Source organism: Mycobacterium sp. 1245499.0, assembly GCF_001673615.1.
Taxonomy (GTDB): Bacteria; Actinomycetota; Actinomycetes; order Mycobacteriales; family Mycobacteriaceae; genus Mycobacterium; species Mycobacterium europaeum_A.
This window is the reverse complement of the sequence record NZ_LZMG01000228.1, coordinates 1-24,567: the sequence shown is the minus strand read 5'-3', so window position 1 is coordinate 24,567 and position 24,567 is coordinate 1. Positions and strand designations below refer to the sequence as shown.

At 67.7% G+C, this 24,567-nt stretch carries 22 protein-coding genes, 2 tRNA genes and 1 pseudogene; 16 read left to right on the top strand and 9 right to left on the bottom strand.

Annotated elements, in window-relative coordinates:
• The 3 genes from A5646_RS12790 to gatB form a co-directional block, all read left to right on the top strand.
• Positions 1-492: 6-phosphofructokinase (locus A5646_RS12790; protein ID WP_197505181.1), on the top strand; the 492-nt coding region annotated here is incomplete at its 5' end.
• A 362-nt stretch (positions 493-854) separates the two neighbouring features.
• The gene (locus tag A5646_RS12785) at positions 855-1,775 is read left to right on the top strand and encodes a MinD/ParA family protein (RefSeq protein WP_067021976.1); all 921 of its coding nucleotides are present in this window, start codon (positions 855-857) and stop codon (positions 1,773-1,775) included.
• A gap of 122 nt (positions 1,776-1,897) precedes the next feature.
• The gene (gene gatB / locus A5646_RS12780; protein ID WP_067021973.1) at positions 1,898-3,412 is read left to right on the top strand and encodes an Asp-tRNA(Asn)/Glu-tRNA(Gln) amidotransferase subunit GatB; all 1,515 of its coding nucleotides are present in this window, start codon (positions 1,898-1,900) and stop codon (positions 3,410-3,412) included.
• A gap of 91 nt (positions 3,413-3,503) precedes the next feature.
• Here gatB and A5646_RS12775 read toward each other — a convergent pair whose 3' ends face one another.
• Positions 3,504-4,634, bottom strand: coding sequence for a sorbosone dehydrogenase family protein (locus A5646_RS12775; RefSeq protein WP_067021978.1), 1,131 nt, complete (start codon positions 4,632-4,634; stop codon positions 3,504-3,506).
• Between the two features lie 252 nt (positions 4,635-4,886).
• On the opposite strand from A5646_RS12775, the gene A5646_RS12770 reads away from it, so the two are divergent.
• Entirely contained in the window at positions 4,887-5,744 is an 858-nt protein-coding gene (locus A5646_RS12770; protein WP_066862074.1) for a DoxX family protein, read from the top strand.
• A gap of 10 nt (positions 5,745-5,754) precedes the next feature.
• Here A5646_RS12770 and A5646_RS12765 read toward each other — a convergent pair whose 3' ends face one another.
• Positions 5,755-6,111, bottom strand: a complete 357-nt coding sequence (locus A5646_RS12765) for a PH domain-containing protein (protein WP_066862071.1) — start codon at positions 6,109-6,111, stop codon at positions 5,755-5,757.
• Between the two features lie 358 nt (positions 6,112-6,469).
• On the opposite strand from A5646_RS12765, the gene A5646_RS12760 reads away from it, so the two are divergent.
• The 3 genes from A5646_RS12760 to ilvC are packed head-to-tail and all read left to right on the top strand — an operon-like array spanning position 6,470 to position 9,873.
• Positions 6,470-8,338, top strand: a complete 1,869-nt coding sequence (locus A5646_RS12760) for an acetolactate synthase large subunit (protein ID WP_067021971.1) — start codon at positions 6,470-6,472, stop codon at positions 8,336-8,338.
• On the top strand, positions 8,338-8,838 hold the full coding sequence (gene ilvN, locus A5646_RS12755) for an acetolactate synthase small subunit (protein ID WP_066862065.1): 501 nt from the start codon (positions 8,338-8,340) through the stop codon (positions 8,836-8,838). The genes A5646_RS12760 and ilvN overlap by 1 nt, the downstream gene beginning before the upstream one ends.
• 33 nt (positions 8,839-8,871) lie before the next feature.
• Positions 8,872-9,873, top strand: coding sequence for a ketol-acid reductoisomerase (ilvC, locus tag A5646_RS12750; protein ID WP_112709537.1), 1,002 nt, complete (start codon positions 8,872-8,874; stop codon positions 9,871-9,873).
• Positions 9,874-9,950: 77 nt separating this feature from the next.
• Here ilvC and wrbA read toward each other — a convergent pair whose 3' ends face one another.
• Positions 9,951-10,553 (bottom strand): NAD(P)H:quinone oxidoreductase, encoded by a 603-nt coding sequence (wrbA, locus tag A5646_RS12745; protein ID WP_066862060.1) that lies wholly within the window; start codon positions 10,551-10,553, stop codon positions 9,951-9,953.
• Positions 10,550-11,992, bottom strand: a complete 1,443-nt coding sequence (locus tag A5646_RS12740; RefSeq protein WP_067021969.1) for an NAD(P)/FAD-dependent oxidoreductase — start codon at positions 11,990-11,992, stop codon at positions 10,550-10,552. The genes wrbA and A5646_RS12740 overlap by 4 nt, the downstream gene beginning before the upstream one ends.
• A 29-nt stretch (positions 11,993-12,021) precedes the next feature.
• On the opposite strand from A5646_RS12740, the gene serA reads away from it, so the two are divergent.
• Together serA and A5646_RS12730 are read left to right on the top strand one after the other, a co-directional pair.
• Positions 12,022-13,608: a phosphoglycerate dehydrogenase gene (gene serA / locus A5646_RS12735; RefSeq protein ID WP_066862054.1), complete on the top strand. Its 1,587-nt coding sequence runs from the start codon at positions 12,022-12,024 to the stop codon at positions 13,606-13,608.
• 46 nt (positions 13,609-13,654) lie between these two features.
• Positions 13,655-14,665, top strand: a complete 1,011-nt coding sequence (locus A5646_RS12730; protein ID WP_067021967.1) for a 3-isopropylmalate dehydrogenase — start codon at positions 13,655-13,657, stop codon at positions 14,663-14,665.
• On the opposite strand, the gene A5646_RS12725 is transcribed toward A5646_RS12730, so the two are convergent.
• Complete coding sequence (locus A5646_RS12725; RefSeq protein ID WP_066862048.1) at positions 14,565-15,869, bottom strand: MFS transporter; 1,305 nt, start codon at positions 15,867-15,869, stop codon at positions 14,565-14,567. The two genes, A5646_RS12730 and A5646_RS12725, sit on opposite strands and share 101 nt — an antisense overlap.
• Before the next feature lie 255 nt (positions 15,870-16,124).
• On the opposite strand from A5646_RS12725, the gene A5646_RS12720 reads away from it, so the two are divergent.
• From A5646_RS12720 to A5646_RS12705, 4 genes are all read left to right on the top strand, one after another.
• Positions 16,125-16,931 (top strand): fumarylacetoacetate hydrolase family protein, encoded by an 807-nt coding sequence (locus A5646_RS12720; RefSeq protein WP_066862046.1) that lies wholly within the window; start codon positions 16,125-16,127, stop codon positions 16,929-16,931.
• The gene (gene gltX, locus A5646_RS12715; protein WP_082984721.1) at positions 16,928-18,415 is read left to right on the top strand and encodes a glutamate--tRNA ligase; all 1,488 of its coding nucleotides are present in this window, start codon (positions 16,928-16,930) and stop codon (positions 18,413-18,415) included. Before A5646_RS12720 ends, gltX begins: the two co-directional genes overlap by 4 nt.
• Positions 18,416-18,563: 148 nt before the next feature.
• Positions 18,564-18,635: transfer RNA gene (locus A5646_RS12710), tRNA-Gln, on the top strand.
• A gap of 84 nt (positions 18,636-18,719) precedes the next feature.
• Positions 18,720-18,792, top strand: a tRNA-Glu gene (locus A5646_RS12705).
• A 12-nt stretch (positions 18,793-18,804) separates the two neighbouring features.
• On the opposite strand, the gene A5646_RS12700 is transcribed toward A5646_RS12705, so the two are convergent.
• Positions 18,805-19,317, bottom strand: a complete 513-nt coding sequence (locus A5646_RS12700; RefSeq protein ID WP_066862042.1) for a pyridoxamine 5'-phosphate oxidase family protein — start codon at positions 19,315-19,317, stop codon at positions 18,805-18,807.
• 47 nt (positions 19,318-19,364) lie between these two features.
• Positions 19,365-20,066 (bottom strand): IclR family transcriptional regulator, encoded by a 702-nt coding sequence (locus A5646_RS12695; RefSeq protein WP_066862039.1) that lies wholly within the window; start codon positions 20,064-20,066, stop codon positions 19,365-19,367.
• An 87-nt stretch (positions 20,067-20,153) separates the two neighbouring features.
• Here A5646_RS12695 and leuC point away from each other — a divergent pair, with 87 nt between their 5' ends.
• From leuC to A5646_RS12680, 3 genes are all read left to right on the top strand, one after another.
• Positions 20,154-21,605: a 3-isopropylmalate dehydratase large subunit gene (gene leuC, locus A5646_RS12690; RefSeq protein WP_067021963.1), complete on the top strand. Its 1,452-nt coding sequence runs from the start codon at positions 20,154-20,156 to the stop codon at positions 21,603-21,605.
• A 26-nt stretch (positions 21,606-21,631) separates the two neighbouring features.
• On the top strand, positions 21,632-22,228 hold the full coding sequence (gene leuD, locus A5646_RS12685) for a 3-isopropylmalate dehydratase small subunit (protein ID WP_066862033.1): 597 nt from the start codon (positions 21,632-21,634) through the stop codon (positions 22,226-22,228).
• 210 nt (positions 22,229-22,438) lie between these two features.
• Positions 22,439-23,023, top strand: coding sequence for an HU family DNA-binding protein (locus A5646_RS12680; protein ID WP_197505180.1), 585 nt, complete (start codon positions 22,439-22,441; stop codon positions 23,021-23,023).
• A gap of 147 nt (positions 23,024-23,170) precedes the next feature.
• Here A5646_RS12680 and A5646_RS12675 read toward each other — a convergent pair whose 3' ends face one another.
• Complete coding sequence (locus tag A5646_RS12675; protein WP_066862020.1) at positions 23,171-24,118, bottom strand: NUDIX hydrolase; 948 nt, start codon at positions 24,116-24,118, stop codon at positions 23,171-23,173.
• A gap of 85 nt (positions 24,119-24,203) precedes the next feature.
• Positions 24,204-24,567 (bottom strand): annotated as a pseudogene (locus A5646_RS12670) (RNA degradosome polyphosphate kinase); the annotation flags it as partial.

The following is a 24,567-nucleotide window of genomic DNA, read 5'->3' as shown; positions in this document are numbered from 1 at the left end:
GCCGGTCTGGCGTCGGGCGCACACATGACCCTGATCCCCGAGCAGCCCTTCGACGTCGAAGAGGTCTGCCGGCTGGTGAAAAGGCGCTTCCAGCGCGGAGATTCGCACTTCATCTGCGTGGTCGCCGAGGGCGCCAAGCCCATTCCCGGTTCGATTGCGTTGCGAGAAGGCGGGATTGACGAATTCGGCCACGAGAAGTTCACCGGCGTGGCCGCCCAGCTCGGCGCCGAGGTGGAGAAGCGGATCAACAAGGACGTCCGGGTGACCGTGCTCGGTCACGTCCAGCGGGGCGGTACCCCGACCGCCTACGACCGGGTGTTGGCCACCCGGTTCGGGGTGAACGCGGCCGACGCCGCGCACGCCGGGGAATACGGCCAGATGGTGTCGCTACGCGGGCAGGATATCGGCCGCGTTCCGTTGGCCGACGCGGTGCGTCAGCTCAAGCTGGTCCCCGACAGCCGCTACGACGACGCCGCCGCGTTCTTCGGTTAGACGCGCCCACAGGGCGAACATTCGGTGGACCGCAGAGAACCGCGGCCTGAATTAGCCCGCTAACGATCCAGGTGGTTTGCGATCGCCACCTTTTCGTGGTTTCCGGACCGGCCGTGAGGGGTTATACCGGGAGTATGAGCCACCGCGGTGCGATTCGCGGAGTCGTTCAGCAATCCGCGGCAGCGGGGGGACCACCGGTTCCGCCGAACCATAAGCCGGGCCCGCCCGGCCGCCGCGCCGGCGCCGACCCCGCGGCGGCCACCGTGCCGCAGGCCCGCGGACCGCATCGACACCCGGGCGGACCGCCACCGCCGCCACCACCGCGCCGGCCGGCCCGGCCGGCGGCGGCGCGCCCCGAGCCGATGCTGGGGGCGACGGCGCTGGACCGCTTCGACACGCAAGACACCGCCGCCAATCGGTTCGACTGGCGGCAGCTGCTGCACCGCGTGACCGGCATCGAGCTTGGCCCGGGCAAGAACACGGCGTACGAGAACGAGCTGCGGCGGCGCATCCGCGCAACCGTCGGCGGTGCCTTCCCGATCGCCGTGCTCAACCTCAAGGGCGGGGTCGGTAAGACCACGGTGGTGGAGGCGCTGGGGTCGACGTTCGCGGCGGTACGCGACGACCGGGTGCTCGCCCTCGACATCGACGCCGGCGACCTGTCGGAACGCCACGGCCGCCGCAACCCGCACAGCCTGGCCGACTTGTTGCACGGCAACCCGGCGCCGCACTACAAGGACATTCGCGCGCTGACGTACATGAACGGCTTCGGCCTGGAAGTGCTCGGGCTGCCGGACAGCGACTGGCGCCTGGAACGGCACGACATGCTGCGGGCTTTCTCGATGCTGCGAAACCAGTATTCGGTGGTGTTGGTCGACTGTGTGAAAACACTCAATTCCGCTGTGATGGACGCTGTTCTGCCGGAATCGCGTGCCCTGGTGGTGGTGACCAGTCCCGCCATCGATGCGATACGCAAAACTCGGGCGACGCTGGATTGGTTGTGCCACAACGGCTATCAATCCCTGATCCAGTGGACGGTGCTGGCCGTCAACCATGTCGAGCCGGCCAAGGTCGACGCCGTGGCCGTCACCGAACTCGACCGGCTGTCCGCCCGCGTCGGGGCCACGGTGGTGCTGCCGTTCGATCGGCACGTCCACGAGGGACGAAAGATCGCGCTGGACCGATTGAGCAAGGAGAGCCGGCGCAGCTATCTCGAGCTGGCTGCCGCGCTGGCCGAGATGTTCCCCGGCAGGGGAGGGGAGCGCGCTCGCGATCACCACTAGGTTGGTCGGGGGTGACCCGCTTCGCCCGGCTCCGCCGCGCTCGCGATCACCACTAGGTTGGTCGGTGGTGACCCGCTTCGCCCGGCTCCGCCGCGCTCGCGATCACCACTAGGATCGAGCGCATGAGTGTTGCCGCCAGCGCCGATCTGATGGACTTCGACGACGTCATCGCGCGTTTCGATCCGGTACTCGGCCTCGAGGTGCATGTGGAGCTGTCCACCGTCACCAAGATGTTCTGCGGATGCACCACCGCGTTCGGCGCCGAACCCAACACCCAGGTGTGCCCGGTGTGCCTGGGCCTGCCCGGCTCGCTGCCCGTGCTCAACCAGGCCGCGGTCGAGTCGGCCATTCGCATCGGGCTGGCGCTGAACTGCGAGATCGTCCCGTGGTGCCGCTTCGCCCGGAAGAACTACTTCTACCCGGACCAGCCCAAGAACTACCAGATTTCGCAATACGACGAGCCGATCGCCATCAACGGCTACCTGGAGGCGCCGCTGGAGGACGGCACCACCTGGCGGGTCGAGATCGAGCGCGCACACATGGAGGAAGACACCGGCAAGCTCACCCACATCGGCAGTGAGACGGGCCGCATCCACGGCGCGACCACGTCGCTGATCGACTACAACCGCGCCGGCGTGCCGCTGATCGAAATCGTCACCAAGCCCATCGAGGGCGCCGGAGCCCGGGCGCCGCAGATCGCCCGCGCCTATGTGACGGCGTTGCGAGACCTGTTGCGCGCCTTAGGCGTATCCGACGTCCGCATGGACCAGGGCTCCATGCGATGTGACTCCAATGTGTCGCTCAAACCCACCGGTGCGAGCGAGTTCGGCACCCGGACCGAGACCAAGAACGTCAACTCGCTCAAGAGCGTCGAGGTGGCGGTGCGCTACGAAATGCAGCGCCAGGCCGCGGTTCTGGCCTCGGGTGGTCGAATCATCCAGGAAACCCGGCACTTTCACGAGACCGGTGGCTACACGAGCCCGGGCCGCACCAAAGAAACGGCCGAGGACTACCGGTATTTCCCCGAGCCGGACCTCGAGCCCGTCGCGCCCAGCCGCGAACTGGTCGAGCGGCTGCGCGCGTCCATCCCCGAGCTGCCGTGGTTGAGCCGCAAGCGCATTCAGGACGAGTGGGGCATCTCCGACGAGGTGATGCGCGACCTGGTCAACGCCGGGGCGATCGAATTGGTCACCGCGACCATCGCGCACGGCGCCTCCAGCGAACAGGCCCGCGCCTGGTGGGGAAACTTCTTGATGCAGAAGGCCAACGAGGCCAACGTGGCGCTGGACGAGCTGGCCATCACGCCGGCCCAGGTCGCCGCCGTCGTGGCGCTGGTGGACGAGGGCAAGCTGTCCACCAAGCTGGCCCGCCAGGTCGTCGAGGGCGTGCTGGCCGGGGAGGGCGAGCCCGACGAGGTGATCACCGCGCGCGGTCTGGCCCTGGTGCGTGACGACTCGGTGACCCAGGCCGCCGTCGACGAGGCGTTGGCCGCCAATCCCGATGTGGCAGAAAAGATTCGCGGCGGCAAGGTGGCCGCGGCCGGCGCGATCGTCGGCGCGGTGATGAAGGCCACCCGCGGCCAGGCCGACGCCGCGCGGGTACGCGAATTGGTGTTGGCCGCCTGCGGCCAGGGCTGACCCGGCCCAGCTGCGCGTCGAGCGTGTGATCCACGGCGCGACACGCCGATACGCCGTCGTAAACTGCACACTCGGCGGATCGAGAACCGGCCTAGCTCTTGTCGTCGCTGTTGCGCGGGAAACCGCCGCCCTGGGGGAAGAGCGGGAACACCACGTCGTCCAGCTTCTCGGCATCTCCGGCCGTCTTGTTGACCGTTGCGCCCCAGACGTTTCCATCCGGCGACATGCGCAGCGCCCAGGCGTGGGCGTGGGTGTCCTTGCGGACGACGTCGGGTTCACCGGTGACCGCGCCGGTGGCCGGCGCCAGCCGGACCGCGACCGTCAGCTTGGTGTTGATCAAGTTGACCAGCACGGTCCCGTCCATCGCGGCGCAGCCTGCCACGCCGGGTTTGTCCGGCCAGGTCCACACCGTGGACACATCGGACGTTTTGGTGATGCGCTGCAACCGATCTGCCGTCGGGGTGCGGTCGGCGACGTACAGCGAGCCGTCAACCGGGTCGGTGCACAGGCCGCCGCCGGCACCCACGCCGGACAGCGCCGTCGTCGGCGGCGCCTGGCCCACGGTGGTCGGCTGCTCGATCCGCAGCACCTTGCCGGCCAGCGACTTGGGGTCGGCGGCCAGCGCCGGATTGCCCGCGTCACCGGTCATCACGACCAGCGTGGTGGGGCTGGTGAAGATCAACGCCCCGGTGTTTCCGGTGGCGCCCTTGGGGATCCCGGTCAGGATGTCCTTGGGGATGTCGCCGTCGGCCACGCGGATCACCCGGTTGTCGGTGGGCGTGCTGATGTAGGCGTACATCAGGCGGTCCTGGGTGTAGGTGGGCGACATCACGATGTCCATCAAACCGCCGTCGCCGGACGAGTCGACCGGGATCACCGTCTTCACCTTCGGTTCGGCGTTGACCGAGATCTCCTTGACCGCGCCGGTGGTGCGCTCGGCGACCAGCGCGGTTTTGCTGTCCGGGCCCATGATCAGGCCACTGGTGCTCTCCAGGCAGCCCTGCATCACGCCGGGGGCGGGGCACGCCTTGGGGAACGGCGTGGGCGGCAGCGGCGGCGGCGGGGGAGGCGTCGAGCTGGGTTGCGGCTTGAGCTCGGGCGCGGTGGTGAACGGCTGCGATTGGGCGTCGTTGAAGCGCGCGCACCCGCTTGTCACCAGCACGAGGGCGCACAGCGCGGCAAACCCGCGCCGAACCGACCGCTCCGCTCGCTCTAGTCGCATGACCGTCAGGCTACGGACACTGTCGGCGGCGCCGCCACACACGTCCCTCGTGCCCGCCGCCGAAGGCCCGATCGGAGGCCGGCCGCGCGCCACCGTCGACCATGCGCGATCTCGCGTCACGGACCGCCGAAACGGGCCCGGAAGGCGATTTCGGGTCGATCCGGCCCGGTTTGACGGGCAAACCACCGATTGCCAGGCGAAAGCGCCGCTCAAATCCCCAATTCAGGACGGAATGCCCTTACCCTGACACCCGTGACCAGTCAACCGAATGACGCACATTGGCAACGCCCCGGCGAATCCCCGGAGCCGACCCCGGGACGCCCCGCCTCGGCGCGGCTGGTCGATCCCGAAGATGACCTGACGCCGGTCGGCTATCCCGGCGACTTCAACCCGTCCACCGGGACCACCACCGTCATCCCGTATGGCGCCGCGGCCGCGGTCGCCGGCTCCGGGGCCGGGGGCTACAACCTGCTGGAACAGCAGGAGCCCCTGCCCTACGTGCAGCCGCATTCGGCGGCCCGGAACGCGGCTCCCGAGGCCGACCTCGCCGACGACGAACACCACGACCGGCTGCACGATGTCGGCCGGCGCGGAACGCAGCACCTCGGTTTGCTGCTGCTGCGCGTCGGGCTGGGCGTGGTGCTCGGCGCCCACGGGCTGCAGAAGCTGTTCGGCTGGTGGGGTGGCTCGGGCGTGACGGGCTTCAAGAACTCACTGTCCGATGTCGGCTACCAGCACGCGGACATCCTCGCCTACGTGAGCGCCGGCGGTGAGGTCGTGGCGGGTGTGCTGCTGGTACTGGGCTTGTTCACGCCGGTCGCCGCGGCGGGCGCGTTGGCGTTCTTGATCAACGGCCTGCTGGCCAGCGTCTCGGTGCGGCCGCATACCCGCAACTTCTCGTTCTTCCTGCCCGAGGGCCACGAATACCAGATCACCCTGATCGTGCTGGCCGTCGCGGTCGTGCTGTGCGGACCCGGCCGGTATGGCCTGGACGCGCGCCGCGGTTGGGCGCATCGGCCCTTCATCGGCTCCTTTGTCGCGCTGCTGGCCGGCATCGCCGCCGGTGTCGGGGTGTGGGTGGCGCTCAACGGCGTGAATCCGATCGGCTGACCAGCCACTGTCACTGGTAGGGGTTGGGGACCCGCCCGGCGCTGGCCTGCGTCAGCTGCGGCAGCGTGGAGAACGTGACCGCGGGCAACCGCAGCTCTTCGCCGCTCTTGAGGCGCGCGCGACCCCACGAACCGCGGTGGAAACGCAGCCCGTCGATCTCCTCCCAGGGCACCTGCCGGCTGCCCAGCAGCGTCCGGACGGTCACGCCCCGGTCGTCGGCGACGGTGCGTAGCCGGATGATCAACGCCGACAGCAGTATCGGCAGGATCAGCAGCGGCAACGACGGCGCCCAGAGCATCACCGGTATCAGCAACCCCAGCGTCAAGAACCCGACGGCCAGATGCGCGATCGGCGACACCTTGATCACGACGGGCGCCTGGGACGGGGTTTGGGGAGACGAGCCGCTAGCCACCCCACCATCATTTCACCCCGCGCGCGGGACCGGTTCCGGCCGCACTCACCCGGCGTAACGGCGGTCAACCCGCCTGGTGAGCGGGCACGGATTTGACTGCTGAGCTGTGCGAAGGCTACCGTCGGACGCTATGGATACCGCCGGAAAGCCCGGGATGCTCGTAGTAATTAGTCGGCGCGTTGGCGGCTGACTTGCGTTTGAGCATGTGAAGCAATCCAGCACCAACGCGCAACCCTCGTGCAGCAGATGAGCTGTCGGGGGTTTTTTGTTGCCCCAGCGAGATTCCCGGAAATGAATAAGGACGAAAACGACAGTGAGCGCTCCCATCAGGCAGCACCCCGCCGCGACACCGGACGCTGCCGACATCGCCACGGACGCGGCCAAGCCCGCCGCGAAGTCTGCGGCCGGTAAGCCGAAACGCATTGGGCCCGAACAACTTACCGGCGCCCAATCGGTGATTCGTTCGCTGGAGGAACTCGGCGTAGAGGTCATCTTCGGCATTCCCGGCGGCGCGGTGCTGCCCGTCTATGACCCGCTGTTCGACTCGCAGAAGCTGCGCCACGTGCTGGTCCGTCACGAGCAGGGCGCCGGCCACGCCGCCAGCGGCTACGCCCACGCCACCGGCAAGGTCGGTGTCTGCATGGCGACCTCGGGCCCCGGCGCGACCAACCTGGTGACCCCGCTGGCCGACGCCCAGATGGACTCGATTCCCGTGGTGGCCGTGACCGGCCAGGTCGGACGCTCGCTGATCGGCACCGACGCCTTCCAGGAAGCCGACATCTCGGGCATCACGATGCCGATCACCAAGCACAACTTCCTGGTCCGCTCGGGTAACGAGATCCCGCAGGTGCTGGCCGAGGCGTTCCACATCGCCTCCTCGGGGCGTCCCGGAGCGGTGCTGGTCGACATCCCCAAGGACGTGCTGCAGGGCCAGTGCACGTTCAGCTGGCCGCCCCGCCTGGACTTGCCCGGCTACAAGCCGAACACCAAACCGCACAGCCGGCAGATCCGGGAGGCCGCCAAACTGATCGCGGCCTCCCGCAAGCCGGTGCTCTACGTCGGCGGCGGGGTCATCCGCGGTGACGCGACCGAGCAGCTGCGCGAGCTGGCCGAGCTGACCGGCATCCCCGTGGTGACCACGCTGATGGCGCGCGGCGCGTTCCCCGACAGCCACAAGCAGCACATGGGCATGCCCGGCATGCACGGCACGGTCGCCGCGGTGGCCGCCCTGCAGCGCAGCGACCTGCTGATCGCGCTGGGGACCCGCTTCGATGACCGGGTGACCGGGAAGCTGGACACCTTCGCCCCGGAAGCCAAGGTCATTCACGCCGACATCGACCCCGCCGAGATCGGCAAGAACCGCCACGCCGACGTGCCGATCGTGGGCGACGTTAAGGCCGTCATCATCGAGCTGCTCGAGTTGCTGCGCCACGACGGGATCCCCGGCAAGCTCGATATGACCGAATGGTGGGCCTACCTCAACGAGGTCCAGTCCACCTATCCGCTGAGCTACGGGCCGCAGAGTGACGGCAGCCTCGGCCCGGAATACGTCATCGAAAAGCTCGGCCAGATCGCCGGTCCCGACGCCCTGTACGTCGCCGGCGTGGGCCAGCACCAGATGTGGGCGGCCCAGTTCATCTCCTACGAGAAGCCGCGCACCTGGCTGAACTCGGGCGGGTTGGGCACCATGGGTTTCGCCATCCCGGCGGCCATGGGGGCCAAGATGGCGCGCCCCGAGGCCGAGGTGTGGGCCATCGACGGCGACGGCTGTTTCCAGATGACCAACCAGGAGCTGGCCACCTGCGCGATCGAAGGCGTGCCGATCAAGGTGGCGCTGATCAATAACGGCAACCTGGGCATGGTGCGCCAGTGGCAGACGCTGTTCTACGAGGAGCGCTACTCGCAGACCGATCTGGCGACGCATTCGCATCGGATCCCGGACTTCGTGAAGCTGGCCGAGGCGCTGGGTTGCGTCGGATTGCGTTGCGAGCGTGAGGACGACGTGGAAGAGGTGATTAACCAGGCGCGTGCGATCAACGACCGCCCGGTGGTGATCGACTTCATCGTCGGCGCCGACGCGCAGGTGTGGCCGATGGTGGCCGCCGGTACCAGCAACGACGAGATCCAGGCGGCCCGCGGCATCCGTCCGCTCTTCGACGACGAGAGCGAAGGGCACGCCTGATGCAAACGCATACCCTCTCGGTGCTGGTCGAGGACAAACCCGGTGTGCTCGCCCGCGTGGCGGCGCTGTTCAGCCGGCGCGGCTTCAACATCGAATCGCTGGCGGTCGGTGCCACCGAGCAAAAGGACATGTCGCGGATGACGATCGTGGTCTCCGCCGAGGAGACCCCGCTCGAGCAGATCACCAAGCAGCTCAACAAGCTGATCAACGTCATCAAGATCGTCGAGCTCGATGACGACAACTCGGTGTCGCGGGAATTGGCGTTGATCAAGGTCCGCGCCGACGCGGGCACCCGCAGTCAGGTCATCGAGGCGGTGAACCTGTTCCGCGCCAAGGTGATCGACGTTTCCACCGAGGCGTTGACGATCGAGGCGACGGGCGACCGCGGCAAGATCGAGGCGCTGCTGCGGATCCTGGAACCTTTCGGGATTCGCGAAATCGTCCAATCGGGAGTGGTGGCGCTGTCTCGCGGTCCACGCGGAATCGGCACGGCCAAGTAACACACAAGGAGATATTCAACAGTGGCATTAGAAATGTTCTACGACGACGATGCGGACCTGACGATCATCCAGGGTCGCAAGGTCGGTGTCATCGGATACGGCAGCCAAGGACACGCGCACTCGCTGAGCCTGCGCGACTCCGGCGTGCAGGTGAAGGTGGGCCTGAAGGAGGGGTCGAAGTCGCGGGCCAAGGTCGAAGAGCAGGGCCTGGACGTGGACACCCCCGCCGAGGTCGCCAAGTGGGCCGACGTGATCATGCTGCTGGCGCCCGACACCGCGCAGGCCGACATCTTCAAGAACGACATCGAACCCAACCTCAAGGATGGGGACGCGTTGTTCTTCGGCCACGGCCTCAACATCCACTTCGACCTGATCAAGCCGCCGGCCAACGTCACCATCGCCATGGTGGCACCGAAGGGCCCGGGGCACCTGGTGCGCCGCCAGTTCGTCGACGGCAAGGGTGTGCCCGCGCTGATCGCCGTCGACCAGGACCCGAACGGCGACGGCGAGGCGCTGGCCCTGTCCTATGCCAAGGCCATCGGCGGCACTCGCGCCGGCGTCATCAAGACCACCTTCAAGGACGAGACCGAGACGGACCTGTTCGGTGAGCAGGCCGTGTTGTGCGGTGGCACAGAGGAATTGGTGAAGACCGGTTTCGACGTGATGGTCGAGGCGGGCTACCCGCCGGAGATGGCCTACTTCGAGGTGCTGCACGAGCTCAAGCTGATCGTCGACCTGATGTACGAGGGCGGCATCGCGCGGATGAACTACTCGGTGTCCGACACCGCGGAGTTCGGCGGCTACCTGTCCGGTCCGCGCGTGATCGACGCCGGCACCAAGGAGCGGATGCGCGAGATCCTGCGCGACATCCAAAGCGGCGAGTTCACCAAGAAGTTGGTCGCCAACGTCGAGGGTGGCAACAAGCAGCTCGAGCAGTTGCGCAAGGAGAACGCCGAGCACCCCATCGAGGTCACCGGCAAGAAGCTGCGCGACCTGATGAGCTGGGTCGACCGGCCGATCACCGAGACCGCCTAGCGCTTTCGCGCTACCTGGTACCGCCGCCCGCGAAACTTAAACTACGGCGACCGTTTACGGCGTGTCGTGTGCGTGGTTTAAGTGTCGCGGAGCCGGTCGGCGATCGTCACCACCCGAATGGCCAGATGCTCGAGGGCCGTGTCGGTGACCTCACCGATGTCCTCGATGTTGTCGTGGGTGGTGACCAGGCTCGCCCCGTAGGGATTGCCGTCGACGAACTTCGACGGGTCGGTGTAGCCCGGGGGCACGATGATGCCGCCGAAATGCATCAGCGTGATGTACAGCGAGAGCAGGGTGGATTCCTGACCGCCATGCACGGTGTTCGATGACGTGAAGCCCGCGTACACCTTGTCGGCGAGTTTGCCCTGCGCCCACAGCCCGCCCAGCGAGTCGAGGAACGCGCGCAATTGCGCTGCCGGAGAGCCGAAGCGGGTCGGTGAACCGAAGATCACCGCGTCGGCCCAGACGATGTCGTCGCCGGTGGCGGCCGGAAGGTCTTTGGTGGCCTCGTAGTTGGCCGTCCAGGCCGGGTTGTGGGCGAAGGATTCGGGATCCTGCGTTTCGGCGATGTGTCTCAGGCGGACCTCGGCCCCCGCCTTCTCGGCCGCGGCGGCAACGCGCTGCGCCATCGTGGTGCCATGGCCGGTGGCCGAGTAGTAGATGATCGCGAGTTTCGTCACGGCGTCATCGTAGGCCGCAGATCCGGCATCGTGTCGATCCCGAATTCCCGGCGCAGCAACGTGCGCGCCGCGTAGTAGCCGGCCATGCCGTGCACACCGCCGCCCGGCGGGGTGGCCGCGGAACACAGATAGACCTTGGGAACCGGTGTGCGCCACGGGTTTAACCGCGGCGTGGGCCCGGCGATCGCCCGCCAGGCCGAGTTGCCGCCCACCCCGATGTCGCCGCCGACGTAGTTCGCGTTGTGCTCGCACAACCGCGCGGCCGGCACCGCGCGCGCGGCCACCACCACGTCACGGAAGCCGGGGGCGAAGCGCTCGACGACCGCGGTCACCGCTTCGGTCGCGTCGACGGTGGACCCCGACGGCACGTGGGCATAGGTCCAAAACGGGCGGCGGCCGGTGGCGTCGATGCGGCCGGGGTCGGCGACGTGCGGCGACGCCGCCAGCACCATGGGCCACTGCGCGTGCCGGCCGGCGGCGATGTCGGCCTCGGCGCGCGCCATCTGGGCCCGGCTGCCGCCGAGGTGCAGCGTCGGGGCCTGCCGCAGCCGCTCGTCCGACCACGGGATCTCGTCGCTCAGCACGAAGTCCACCTTTGCGACGCCGGGACCAAACGTGTAGCGCCGCAACGCTTTCGCGTAGCGGGCGGGCAGGGCGTCACCGTAGATCCGCAGCAGCGCGGTCGGCGCGGTGTCGAAGGCCACGACCCCGTCAGGCGGTTCGGTGACCTCCGTGCCCGCCGTCAGCTCGCCACCGTGTGCGCGCAGGTCGGCGATCAGGGCGTCGGTGATCGCCTGACTGCCGCCCACCGGAATCGGCCAGCCGACCGAATGCGCCAGGGTGGCCAGCATCATCCCGGCGCCGGCCGCGGTCAGCGACGGCATCCGCGAAATGATATGGGCGGCAACGCCGGTGAACAGTGCGCGGGCGTCCTCGCCGGCCAACGTCCCCCACGCCGGGGTCCCCTGGGCCAGCATCCGCAGGCCCAGCCGCAGCGCCGAGGGCAGCGAGTTCGGGATGGACCGTTTGTCGCCCAGCAGCAGGGCCACCACGTCGTCGGAACGCTCGACCAGCGGACCCAGCAGGCGCCTGAAGGACGCACCGTGCTCGAGCTCGGCGCAGGTGCGGTCCAGGTCGCGGTAGGCGATGGCCGCCGGACGCCCGGGCAGCGGGTTGGCGTAGGAGATGTCCGGCACCGTCAGACGCACGCCGCGCGCGCGCAAATCGAATTCGGCGAAGAACGGCGACGCCAACGCCAGGGGGTGCACCGCCGAGCAGATGTCGTGCAAGACTCCCGCAGAATCTGGGTCGGGTGCGGTGCGCGCGCCCCCGCCAAACGTCGGCTGAGCTTCGACGACCTGCACTTTCAGACCGGCCCGGGCGCAGATTACGGCAGCGGTCAGCCCATTGGGTCCGCTGCCGACGATGGTGACGTCCACGCGTCAATTACAGCCGATAGGCTGGCCGGGTGAATCTGCCTGTTGTACTCATTGCCGACAAACTCGCCGAATCAACCGTCGCCGCCCTCGGTGACCAGGTCGAGGTGCGCTGGGTAGACGGCCCCGACCGGGAGAAGCTGCTGGCGGCCGTGCCGGAGGCCGATGCGCTCCTGGTGCGTTCGGCCACCACGGTCGACGCCGAGGTGCTGGCGGCGGCGCCCAAGCTGAAGATCGTCGCCCGCGCCGGGGTGGGTCTGGACAACGTCGACGTCGACGCCGCCACCGAGCGCGGTGTGCTGGTGGTGAACGCGCCGACGTCGAACATCCACAGCGCCGCCGAGCACGCGCTGGCGCTGTTGCTGTCGGCGGCCCGCCAGGTGCCGGCCGCCGACGCCTCACTGCGCGAGCACGCCTGGAAGCGGTCGTCGTTCTCGGGCACCGAGATCTTCGGCAAGACGGTCGGCGTGGTGGGGCTGGGCCGGATCGGGCAGTTGGTCGCCCAGCGGCTCAGCGCCTTCGGGACTCACCTGATAGCCTACGACCCCTACGTGTCGCCGGCCCGGGCCGCGCAGCTGGGCATCGAACTGTTGACGCTGGACGAGCTGCTGGGCCGCGCCGACTTCATCTCGGTGCACCTGCCGAAGACACCCGAGACCGCGGGCCTGATCGACAAGGACGCGCTGGCCAAGACCAAGCCGGGCGTCATCATCGTCAACGCGGCCCGCGGTGGTCTGGTCGACGAGGCGGCGCTGGCCGACGCGGTGCGCAGCGGCCACGTCCGCGCGGCCGGCATCGACGTCTTCTCCAAGGAACCCTGCACCGACAGCCCGCTGTTCGAGCTGCCGCAGGTGGTGGTCACGCCGCATCTGGGGGCATCGACCGAAGAGGCGCAGGACCGGGCCGGCACCGACGTCGCGGCGAGCGTGAAGCTAGCTCTGGCCGGGGAATTCGTCCCCGACGCGGTCAACGTCGGCGGCGGGGTGGTCAATGAGGAGGTGGCGCCCTGGCTGGACCTGGTGCGCAAGCTCGGGTTGCTGGCCGCCACGCTTTCCGACGGCCCGCCGGTCTCCTTGTCGGTGCAGGTGCGCGGCGAGCTCGCCTCCGAAGACGTTGAGGTGCTTAAGCTTTCGGCCCTACGCGGGTTGTTCTCGGCCGTCGTCGAGGGGCCGGTGACGTTCGTCAACGCACCGGCGCTGGCCGAAGAACGCGGCATCACCGCCGAGATCGGCACGGCCTCGGAGAGCCCGAACCACCGCAGCGTGGTCGACGTGCGCGCGGTCGCGCCCGACGGCACCGCCGTTAACGTTGCGGGCACCCTGTCGGGCCCGCAGCTGGTGGAGAAGATCGTGCAGATCAACGGCCGCAACTTCGATCTGCGTGCCCGCGGTATCAACCTGGTGATCAACTATGTCGACCAGCCCGGCGCGCTGGGCAAGATCGGCACCCTGCTCGGTTCGGCCGGGGTGAACATCGAGGCCGCGCAACTCTCCGAGGACGCCGAGGGCCCGAGTGCGACGATCCTGCTGCGTCTGGACCGTGACGTGCCGGGCGACGTGCGGGCCGAAATCGGCGCGGCCGTGGGCGCCAACAAGCTTGAGGTGGTTGATCTTTCGTGAAGCGCGCCAGCGACGATGCAGAGCTTAGCGATGAGGAGCGGCGCCGATGAAGCTTGCCATCATCGAAGGTGACGGCATCGGCCCGGAGGTAGTGGCCGAGGCCGTCAAGGTCCTCGACGCGGTGCTGCCCGGGGTGGACAAGAGGAGCTACGACCTGGGCGCGCGCCGATACCACGCCACCGGCGAGCTACTGCCGGACTCCGTCGTCGACGAGCTGCGCGGGCATGACGCCATCCTGCTCGGGGCCATCGGTGACCCATCGGTGCCCAGCGGCGTGCTGGAGCGAGGCTTGTTGCTGCGCCTGCGTTTCGAGCTCGACCATCACATCAACCTGCGCCCGGGCCGGCTCTATCCGGGCGTGAACAGCCCGCTGGCCGGCAACCCCGAGATCGACTTCGTGGTGGTGCGCGAGGGAACCGAAGGGCCCTACACCGGCACCGGCGGCGCCATCCGCGTCGGAACGCCCAACGAAGTCGCCACCGAGGTAAGCCAGAACACGGCATTCGGTGTGCGCCGCGTGGTGGCCGATGCGTTCGAACGGGCGCAGCGGCGCCGAAAGCATTTGACGCTGGTGCACAAAACCAACGTGCTGACCTTCGCCGGCAAGCTGTGGTCGCGCATCGTGGCCGAGGTGGGCCAGGACTATCCCGACGTCGAAGTGGCCTACCAACACATCGACGCCGCGACCATCTTCATGGTCACCGACCCCGGTCGCTTCGACGTGATCGTCACCGACAACCTGTTCGGCGACATCATCACCGACCTGTCGGCAGCGGTGTGCGGCGGAATTGGCTTGGCCGCCAGTGGAAATATCGACGGCACCCGAACCAACCCGTCGATGTTCGAGCCCGTCCATGGCAGCGCGCCGGACATCGCCGGCCAGGGCATCGCCGATCCGACCGCCGCCATCATGTCGGTGGCGCTGCTGCTGGCCCACCTCGGCGAGGACGCCGCGGCTAAGCGGGTGGACCGGGCCGTCGAGCAATATCTGGCAACGCGTGGGAACGAACGGCGCGCCACCACCGAAGTCGGCGAACGGATTGCCGCCGGGCTCTAGTCTCCAACCCGGGCGGCAGCAATCGCGTGGGCACCAAAGGCATTGCCGCCAAGGGGAACAGCGCGCACAGCACCCATGCCGGCGGATACTTCGCGGCCGAGATCAAGGCACCGAACAGCGGGGGACCGGCGGCCGCCATCATCCGCTGGGTGGTGTTCTGGATGCCCAGGGCCCGACCGCTCCAGTACGGCCCGGCGAATTCGGTGATGGCGGTGGCTTCCAGCCCGTTGTCGAGCACCGCGATCACCGAGATGGCGACCATCAGCACCGACTGCCACCGGGTGTTCATGTAATCGGCCCACGCCAGCAGCAGCAGGGTCAGCACGGCGGCGGCCGCGATGTAGCGCACCGGCCGCATGCGCGAGCCCAGCCGATCCGACCAGCGGCCCACGGCCACCCGGCCGGCCGCGCCGAGCAGCTGCGACAGGGTGACCAACGCGCCGGCGGCCGCGACCGACCAGTGCAGATTTCGGATCAGCCACACCAGCATGAACGTCACGGTGACCGTCTGCGGCATCATCATCAGCCCGGCCACCGCGTGAATTCGCCACAGCGTCAACGATCCTCGGTATGGGCTGGCCAGTTCCTGATCGCTCGCGCTGGCGCGGGGCTTGCGCGGCGGGTCGACGATGCCGACCACGCTCACGATCGCCCCGAGCGCACACGCCAGCGCGGTGAACCGCAGGCCGGCCTGCGGCCCGTGTTCGGCGAGCTCGGGAATTATCATCGCGCCCAAGGCGATTCCCAGGGGTTGGGCGGTCTGGCGGATGCCCATGGCCAGCCCGCGCTGATGTGGCGGGAACCACGCGGACACCAGCCGCCCGCCGGCCGTGTTGCAGCTGGCCGCGGCCATGCCGCCGAGAAACAGATAGACGGCGATCAGCACCATCGAATGCGCCGACGCGGCGGCGTAGGCCGCTATCGCGGTAAGGGCCGAGCCGGTGGCCATCACCACCCGTTCGCCGACCCGGTCCAGCACGTACCCCCAGAGCACCAGCGTGACCACCATGCCCCAGCTGGGCATCGAGGCCAGCAGGCCCGCCTCGTCGAGCCGGATCCCGCGCGCGCCTTGCAGCGACGGGATGAGGAACGCGACGCCGTTGATGAAGAGGAACGAACTCGCCGTCGCCAGCAGCGAAACGATCATGATCGACCAGCGCGCGGCCGTGCCGATTTCGGGCGTCGCGGCGGGCTCGGTCTGCATTCCCCATGCTTGCATACCGGCGGGAATTTTAGGGGTAGGACTTGTGCCGTTGCTCGCCATTGGTGGCCAAGTTGCGGGCCCGATGGTGACGCTCCTCCTCGGGCCGTCCCGGCCCGCATCGTCGCCAGATTGGGCTCGATCGTGACGGCCCGCCACGCCCGGCTTCGCCGCGCTCGCGACCCTCACTGGGCCGGATGGTGCGGGCCCGCCACGCCCGGCTTCGCCGCGCTCGCGACCCTCACTAGGCTCAACCGAATGCGCCTTGGTCGAATCGCCAGCCCGGACGGTGTCGCCTTCGTCAGTATCGAAGGCGATCTCAACGACCCCGCCGAGATGATCGCGCGGGAGATCGCCGAACATCCATTCGGCACGCCCAACTTCACCGGCCGGTCATGGCCGCTGGCCGACGTGCGGCTGCTCGCCCCGATACTGGCCAGCAAGGTGGTGTGCATCGGAAAGAACTACACCGATCACATCGCCGAGATGAAGGAGATGACCGGCCCCGCCCCGGTCGACCCGGTGATCTTCCTCAAGCCCAACACCGCGATCATCGGGCCCAACGTGCCGATTCGGTTGCCCGCCAACGCTTCACCGGTGCACTTCGAGGGCGAGCTGGCGGTGGTGATCGGCCGGCCCTGCAAGGACGTCTCGGCCGCCCAGGCCGCGGAGAACATCCTCGGCTACACCATCGGCAACGACGTGTCGGCGCGCGATCAACAAAAATCCGACGGCCAGTGGACCCGGGCCAAGGGGCATGACACCTTCTGCCCGGTCGGCCCCTGGATCGTCACCGACCTCAAACCGCTCGACCCGGGCGATCTCGAATTGCGTACCGAGGTCAACGGCGAGGTCAAGCAGCACAGCCGTACCTCGCTGCTGATCCACGACATCGGCTCCATCGTCGAGTGGATCTCGGCCGTGATGACCCTGCTGCCCGGGGACATCATCCTCACCGGGACGCCGGCCGGTGTCGGCCCCATCGAGGACGGTGACACCGTCTCGATCACCATCGAGGGTATCGGCACCCTCACCAATCCCGTGGTCCGCAAAGGAAAATCGTGACTGCACCCGCACAAGCGCACCCGGTCCGGGTCCGATTCTGTCCCTCGCCCACCGGCACCCCGCACGTCGGCATGGTCCGCACGGCGCTGTTCAACTGGGCCTACGCCCGACACACCGGGGGCACCTTCGTCTTTCGCATCGAGGACACCGACGCGCAGCGCGACAGCGAGGAAAGCTATCTGGCGCTGCTCGACGCGCTGCGCTGGCTGGGCCTGGATTGGGACGAGGGGCCCGAGGTGGGCGGACCCTACGGCCCTTACCGACAATCGTTGCGCCGTGAGATCTATCACGATGTGGTGGCCAAGCTGCTCGAAACGGGCGAAGCCTACTACGCCTTTTCCACGCCGGAGGAGGTCGAGGCGCGCCATGTCGCCGCGGGCCGTAATCCCAAGCTGGGCTACGACAATTTCGACCGCCAGCTGACCGATTCCCAGCGCGCCGCGTTCCTGGCGGAGGGCCGCAAGCCGGTGGTCCGGTTGCGGATGCCCGATCAGGATTTCAGCTGGGACGACCTGGTGCGCGGGACCACCACTTTCGCGGCCGGCACCCTGCCCGACTTCGCGTTGACCCGCGCCAACGGAGAACCGTTGTACACCTTGGTGAACCCGGTCGACGACGCGCTGATGAAGATCACCCACGTGCTGCGCGGTGAGGATCTGCTGCCGTCGACCCCGCGGCAGCTGGCGCTGTATCAGGCGCTGATCCGGATCGGTGTGGCCGAGCGCACACCGCAGTTCGCCCACCTGCCAACGGTATTGGGGGAGGGAACGAAAAAACTCTCCAAGCGCGACCCGCAGTCCAACCTGTTCGCCCACCGCGACCGGGGCTTCATCCCCGAAGGCCTGCTCAACTATCTCGCCTTGCTCGGCTGGGCCATCGCCGACGACCACGACGTGTTCAGCCTCGAGGAGATGGTCGCCGCCTTCGATGTGGTCAACGTCAACTCCAATCCCGCCCGCTTCGACCAGAAGAAGGCCGACGCGCTCAACGCCGAGCACATTCGGCTGCTCACGGTCGACGACTTCACCGCCAGGCTGCGCGCCTATCTCGACACTCACGGTCATCGCCTCGGACTGGACGACGCCGCCTTCGCCACCGCCGCCGAGTTGGTGCAGACCCGGATCGTGGTGCTCGGCGACGCCTGGGACCTGCTGAGGTTCCTGAACGACGACGAGTACGCAATCGACCCCAAGGCGGCCGCCAAAGAACTCGGATCGGACGGCGCCGCGGTGCTGGACGCGGCGCTGGCCGCCCTGGACGGAGTGGCGGACTGGACGGCGCCGGAGCTCGAAGCCGCGCTCAAGGCAGCCCTCATCGACGGACTGGGGCTCAAACCGCGCAAGGCGTTTGGTCCGATCCGGGTGGGGGCCACCGGGACGACGATCAGCCCGCCGTTGTTCGAGTCGCTGGAGTTGCTTGGCCGCGACCGCAGCCTGGCGCGGCTGCGGGCGGCGCGTGAGACGGCCGGGCGGGACCCCGGCTGAGCGAGGACGACCGCGCGTGCGCAGTGCCCGGCCAGACTTTGGTAGTCTGCACTGCGGTTTACGAAAGCCGACGACGGCTGGCGGCGGCGGACTACACAGAGCTCATGAACGTCCGCAATCGACGCTGACCAGCGGTTTAGGCGGCCAATGGGGTATGGTGTAATTGGCAACACAGCTGATTCTGGTTCAGCCATTCTAGGTTCGAGTCCTGGTACCCCAGCAAAACTCACTCCGCCTCAAGCGATTAGGTGGGCTTAGCGGCGTGAGCTATGCTGGCACTCCGGATCGTCTCTGGATCGTTTCTGGCCCCGTCGTCTAGCGGCCTAGGACGCCGCCCTCTCACGGCGGTAGCGTGGGTTCGAATCCCATCGGGGCTACAAATATCGCAGCTACTGGTCGGTCCCCAAGACCGCCGGTGCTGTCGATCCACCCACCGGCATGGCCGGCAATCCGAGTTTGCGGTGATCCCACGAGCGTGCCCGCCGGGCCACGATGCGAACGCAGACCCGCTTGTTCATCATCTGCTCCACGAACGGCTTCATGTCGTCGGTGTAGGGACCGGTGTAGCGCTCCCAGACGCTGACGCCCACGCGGTGTGAGACGTCGGGATCGTCGACGATTTCGGCGACGCCCTCGAAGGACACCCCGCGCAGTGTGTCGTAGGTGTGGCCGTCCTCGATCAGAAAGCTCACCCGCGGGTCGCGCTTGAGGTTGACGGCCTTTTGCGACTTGACCTTGGTCTCCAGCCAGATCTCGCCGTCGACGACGGCGTACCACATGGCGGTCAGGTGGGGCTGGCCGTCGGCGCCGATGGTGGCCAGGGTGCCGGTGCGGCTGTTGACGACGAAATCGGCGATCTCGTCTTCGGACATGACGATGCTCGCGCGCTGATTGGTTCCCATGGCGGTCAGTCTGTCAGGCCGGGCGCCATCCGCTGTGCGCTGGTGGCTCAGAGGCGACGGGTGAGCGCCTCGGCGGCGGACAGCAGATCGGCCGCCCAGCGGGCCCCCGGGCGCCGGCCGATCCGGTCGATGGGCCCCGACACCGAGATGGCCGCGACGACGGCACCGCGGCTGTCACGCACTGGCGCCGACACACTCGCCACCCCCGGCTCGCGCTCGGCCACGCTCTGGGCCCAGCCGCGCCGGCGCACTTCGGCCAGCGTGCGTTCGGTGAATTTCGCCGTCGCGAGCACCGCTTTCTGGGTGGCCGCGTCGCTATGGGCCAGTAGGACTTTCGCCCCCGACCCGGCCGTCATCGGCAGTCGCGCCCCGATCGGGACCGTATCGCGAAGGCCGGCAGCGGGTTCCAGCGCGGCCACGCACACCCGGTCGGTGCCCTCGCGGCGGTACAGCTGCACGCTTTCGCCCGTGGTCTCGCGCAACAGCGGCAGCACCGCGTTGCTGGCGGCCAGCAGCGGATCGTTGACATGGGCCGCGAGTTCGGTGACGGCCGGGCCGAGCAGCCAGCGTCCTTCGTCGTCGCGCGCCAGCAGGCGGTGGACTTCAAGGGCGGCCGCCAGCCGGTATGCCGTGGCGCGGGGCAACGAGGTGCGCTCACACAGTTCGGCCAACCCACAGGGTGATTGAGAGACCGTGTGCAGCAGACCCACGGCTTTGTCCAGGACGCCGATACCGCTATGCTGTCTCATAAGAAGATACTAGCGTCTCGCATTCTGAGATCCCAGCCCGGATGATCGGCGAGGCCGCTAATCGAGGCGAATTGAGGCGAGTCCGATATGGGAACCGATCAAGGGGCGGCGGCGGCCGCCACCAAACCGCGCACTCTGGCCGAAAAAGTCTGGGAAGACCACGTTGTGGTGTCCGGGGGTGCCTCGGAGCAAGGAGGGGCGCCCGACTTGATCTACATCGATCTGCACCTGGTGCACGAAGTCACCAGCCCGCAGGCCTTCGACGGCCTGCGCCTGGCCGGCCGGCCGGTCCGCCGTCCCGATTTGACGCTGGCGACCGAGGATCACAACGTCCCGACCATCGATATCGACAAGCCGATTGCCGACCCGGTGTCGCGCACCCAGGTCGAGACATTGCGGCGAAATTGTGCCGAATTCGGTGTGCGGCTATATCCCATGGGCAATGTCGAGCAGGGCATCGTGCACGTGGTCGGGCCGCAGCTGGGCCTCACCCAGCCGGGAATGACGATCGTCTGTGGGGACAGTCACACGTCGACCCACGGCGCATTCGGCGCACTGGCCATGGGAATTGGCACCTCGGAGGTCGAGCATGTGCTGGCCACCCAGACGTTGCCGCTGCGGCCGTTCAAGACGATGGCGGTCAATGTCGATGGGCAGCTGCCCGCCGGCGTGACGGCCAAGGACATCATTCTGGCCCTGATCGCCAAGATCGGTACCGGCGGTGGACAGGGGCACGTCATCGAATATCGCGGCAGCGCCATCGAATCGCTGTCGATGGAGGGCCGGATGACCGTCTGCAATATGAGCATCGAAGCCGGTGCCCGGGCGGGAATGGTGGCTCCGGACAACACCACATTCGATTTCCTGCGTGACCGTCCGCACGCGCCCCAAGGTGCGCAATGGGATGCGGCGATGCGCTATTGGGAGCAGCTGCACACCGACCCCGGCGCGGAATTCGACACCGAGGTCTACCTCGACGCCGCGTCGCTGAGCCCGTTCGTGACGTGGGGGACGAACCCCGGCCAGGGCGTGCCGCTGGCCGATGCGGTGCCGGATCCCGAGCTGATGACCGACGACGGGCAGCGCCAGGCGGCCGAGAAAGCGTTGGCATACATGGACCTTCGACCCGGCACGCCGATGCGTGACATCGCCGTCGACACGGTGTTCGTGGGCTCTTGTACCAACGGTCGTATCGAAGACTTGCGCGTCGTCGCCGACGTGTTGCGCGGTCGCAAGGTCGCGCCCGGGGTGCGGATGCTCGTCGTGCCGGGCTCGATGCGGGTGCGCGCTCAGGCCGAAGCCGAAGGGCTGGGCGAGGTTTTCACCGCCGCGGGCGCCGAATGGCGCCAAGCGGGCTGCTCGATGTGCCTGGGGATGAATCCCGACCAGCTTGCGCCGGGGGAGCGGTGCGCGGCGACGTCCAACCGCAACTTCGAAGGGCGCCAGGGTAAAGGCGGCCGCACGCATTTGGTGTCGCCGGCCGTTGCGGCGGCGACCGCGGTTCGCGGCACATTGTCCGCTCCAGCCGATTTGAGCTGACGTATCCGACTGCGAAGGGATTGAGCATGGAAGCTTTTCACACCCACACCGGTATCGGTGTGCCGCTGCGGCGCTCCAATGTCGACACGGATCAGATCATTCCGGCGGTGTATTTGAAGCGCGTCACCCGAACCGGTTTCGAGGACGGCTTGTTCGCCAGCTGGCGGTCGGATCCGTCATTCGTGCTAAACCTCAGCCCCTTTGACCGGGGGTCAGTGCTAGTGGCCGGACCCGATTTCGGGACGGGCTCCTCACGCGAGCATGCGGTGTGGGCGCTGATGGACTATGGGTTCCGGGTGGTCATCTCGTCTCGATTCGGTGACATTTTCCGGGGCAACGCCGGCAAGGCCGGGCTGCTGGCGGCCGAAGTTTCCCAGGACGGGGTGGAGCTGCTCTGGAAGCTCATCGAGGGAAGCCCGGGCTTGGAAATCACTGTCAATCTTCAAGATCGAAATATCACCGCGGGAACGACGGTGCTGCCGTTCAAGATTGACGACCACACCGCTTGGCGATTGCTCGAGGGGCTCGACGATATAGCCCTTACGCTGCGGAAACTCGACGATATCGAGTCATTCGAGAAGGCTTACCCGGAGTGGAAACCGCGCACTGTGCCCACCTCCTGAACGGTCGGCCGCGGCCGATTTTCTGCTTGATCGGCTAACTAAACCGAGCCGATTTTTACGGCCGCCACCGGTCAAGGGCGGCAACCGGATTGCGAAAACGGCGGACGCCTTGCCGTGAAATTGCGCGTGGCTCTTGGAAATTTGCTGGGTGAGGGTTTACCGTGTCCACTAGTCGGTTCAAATCGAGGACCACTAGTGTCGGAGGGATTGATGAACAAGGCAGAGCTCATTGATGTGCTCACAACTAAATTGAACACGGACCGTCGACAGGCGACCGCCGCGGTCGAGAACGTTGTCGACACCATTGTGCGTGCGGTACACAAGGGCGACAGCGTCACCATCACCGGGTTCGGCGTTTTCGAACAGCGGCGCCGCGCAGCGCGGGTTGCCCGCAACCCGCGGACCGGTGAGACGGTGAAGGTTAAGCCGACGTCCGTCCCGGCGTTCCGCCCCGGTGCCCAATTCAAAGCGGTTGTGTCTGGCGCACAGCGCCTCCCGTCGGACGGCCCGGCCGTCAAGCGCGGTGTGGTAGCCGGTGGTGGCGCGGCCAAGAAGACCGCCGCGAAGAAGGCTCCGGCCAAGAAGGCTGCGGCCAAGAAGGCTCCGGCCAAGAAGACCGCGGCCAAGAAGGCGCCGGCCCGCAAGGCCGCGACCAAGGCTCCGGCCAAGAAGGCCGCGACCAAGGCCCCGGCCAAGAAGGCCGCGACCAAGGCTCCGGCCAAGAAGGCCGCGACCAAGGCCCCGGCCAAGAAGGCCGCGGCCAAGAAGACGACCGCGCGCCGCGGTCGCAAGTAAGCGGAGTCAAGTTCTAGACACGAGTACCCTTCGGGCGGCAGCGGTGCCCCCGAAGGGTATTCGTGCGCTTAGCGGCGGGCCGCCGCCATCACGCTGCGGCGGTCGCAAGCGCGGCGAAGCCGGGTGCGGCGGGCCGCCGCCATCACGCTAGGCCCGGACGTTGGCGGCCAGCGCGCCACCGATGTGGTCGGCGGCCACCAACTTCCCGCCAGACAATGACAGCACCCAGGTGCTGCCCTTGTGGTTGCGCGATTTGTCGGGCCGCACGCCGTCGCGCTCACACCACCACGCGATCAGGTCCGGAATCACCTTGCCCTGAGTGCAGACAACCGCCGTGCCGTGCTGCTCGGCGATATCGAGCATTCGGTGGCGGCCGCGTTTCGCATTCTTGGCGTAGGCCTCTTCGGTGAGGGTGGGCTCGTTGTGTACGGGCACGCCCAACTCCTCGGCAAGCGGTTCCACGGTCTGGTGGCAGCGCACGCGGTCGGCCGCATACACCTGCGACGCCCCGAAGGCGAGCAGCTGCGGAACCAGCGCCTCGGCCTGCGCGCGTCCGCGTTTGTCCAGCGGCCGCTTGGCGTCATCGCCGGAGAAGCGCGATTTGCGCCCGGCCGTGCCATGCCGGACGACCAATAAGGTATGGGTGTCCGCGGGCTTTTTGTTGAAGTGGCGCAACACTTTTCGATCCTGCGCATAGTCGAGCTTCTGCATCGCCTCGGCGATGGGCAGCCACACCAACCCGTCCACCTCGTGGCCGGGCACGAACTCGCCGCCGGTGGCGCGCGCGGCCCAGTAGAAGACCTTTTTGACGCCCGCCTCGATCGGATAGCTGACCAGGTTCAGCCGCCGGCCGAGGATCGCGTGCTGGCCCGTCTCCTCCTGCACCTCGCGCACGGCGGCCACCGGGGCCGTCTCGCCGGGGTCCACCTTGCCCTTGGGCAGTGACCAGTCGTCGTACCGCGGCCGGTGGATGACGGCGATCTCGATGTCGTGGTCGGCGGCGTCGGCATCGCCGGGTCGCCACAGCACCGCGCCGGCGGCATAGACCACTCGGCTTCCCGAGCGCCGATCGGTGGACGAGTTATGGGTCGGCACCTCAACTCCTGCAGATCAATTCACCTCAGGGCCGCACGCAACGAGGTGCGGCCCGAAAGAACAACTCCGAAATCACCGCACAGAGCTAGGGACTGCGATGGCGCTCCATCAACGATACTTGGTGGTCGCGCACGGTATGGCCTTCTTGTGGCGCCGGGGTCCACTGCCCGTCGGGTCCCAGTTCCCAGCACCGGGTGGACGGATCCAGTGCGGATTCGAACAATTCGTCCAGCTGCCCGGTGAGCTTGGGATCCTTCACCTGCACCAGCACCTCCACGCGCCGATCGAGATTGCGGTGCATCATGTCGGCGCTGCCGATCCAGAATTCGTTGATGTTGCGGAAATGGATGATCCGCGAATGCTCCAGGAAGCGGCCGAGAATGGAGCGCACGACGATGTTTTCGGAGAAGCCCTCGGCGCCCGGGCGCAACGCGCAGATGCCGCGCACC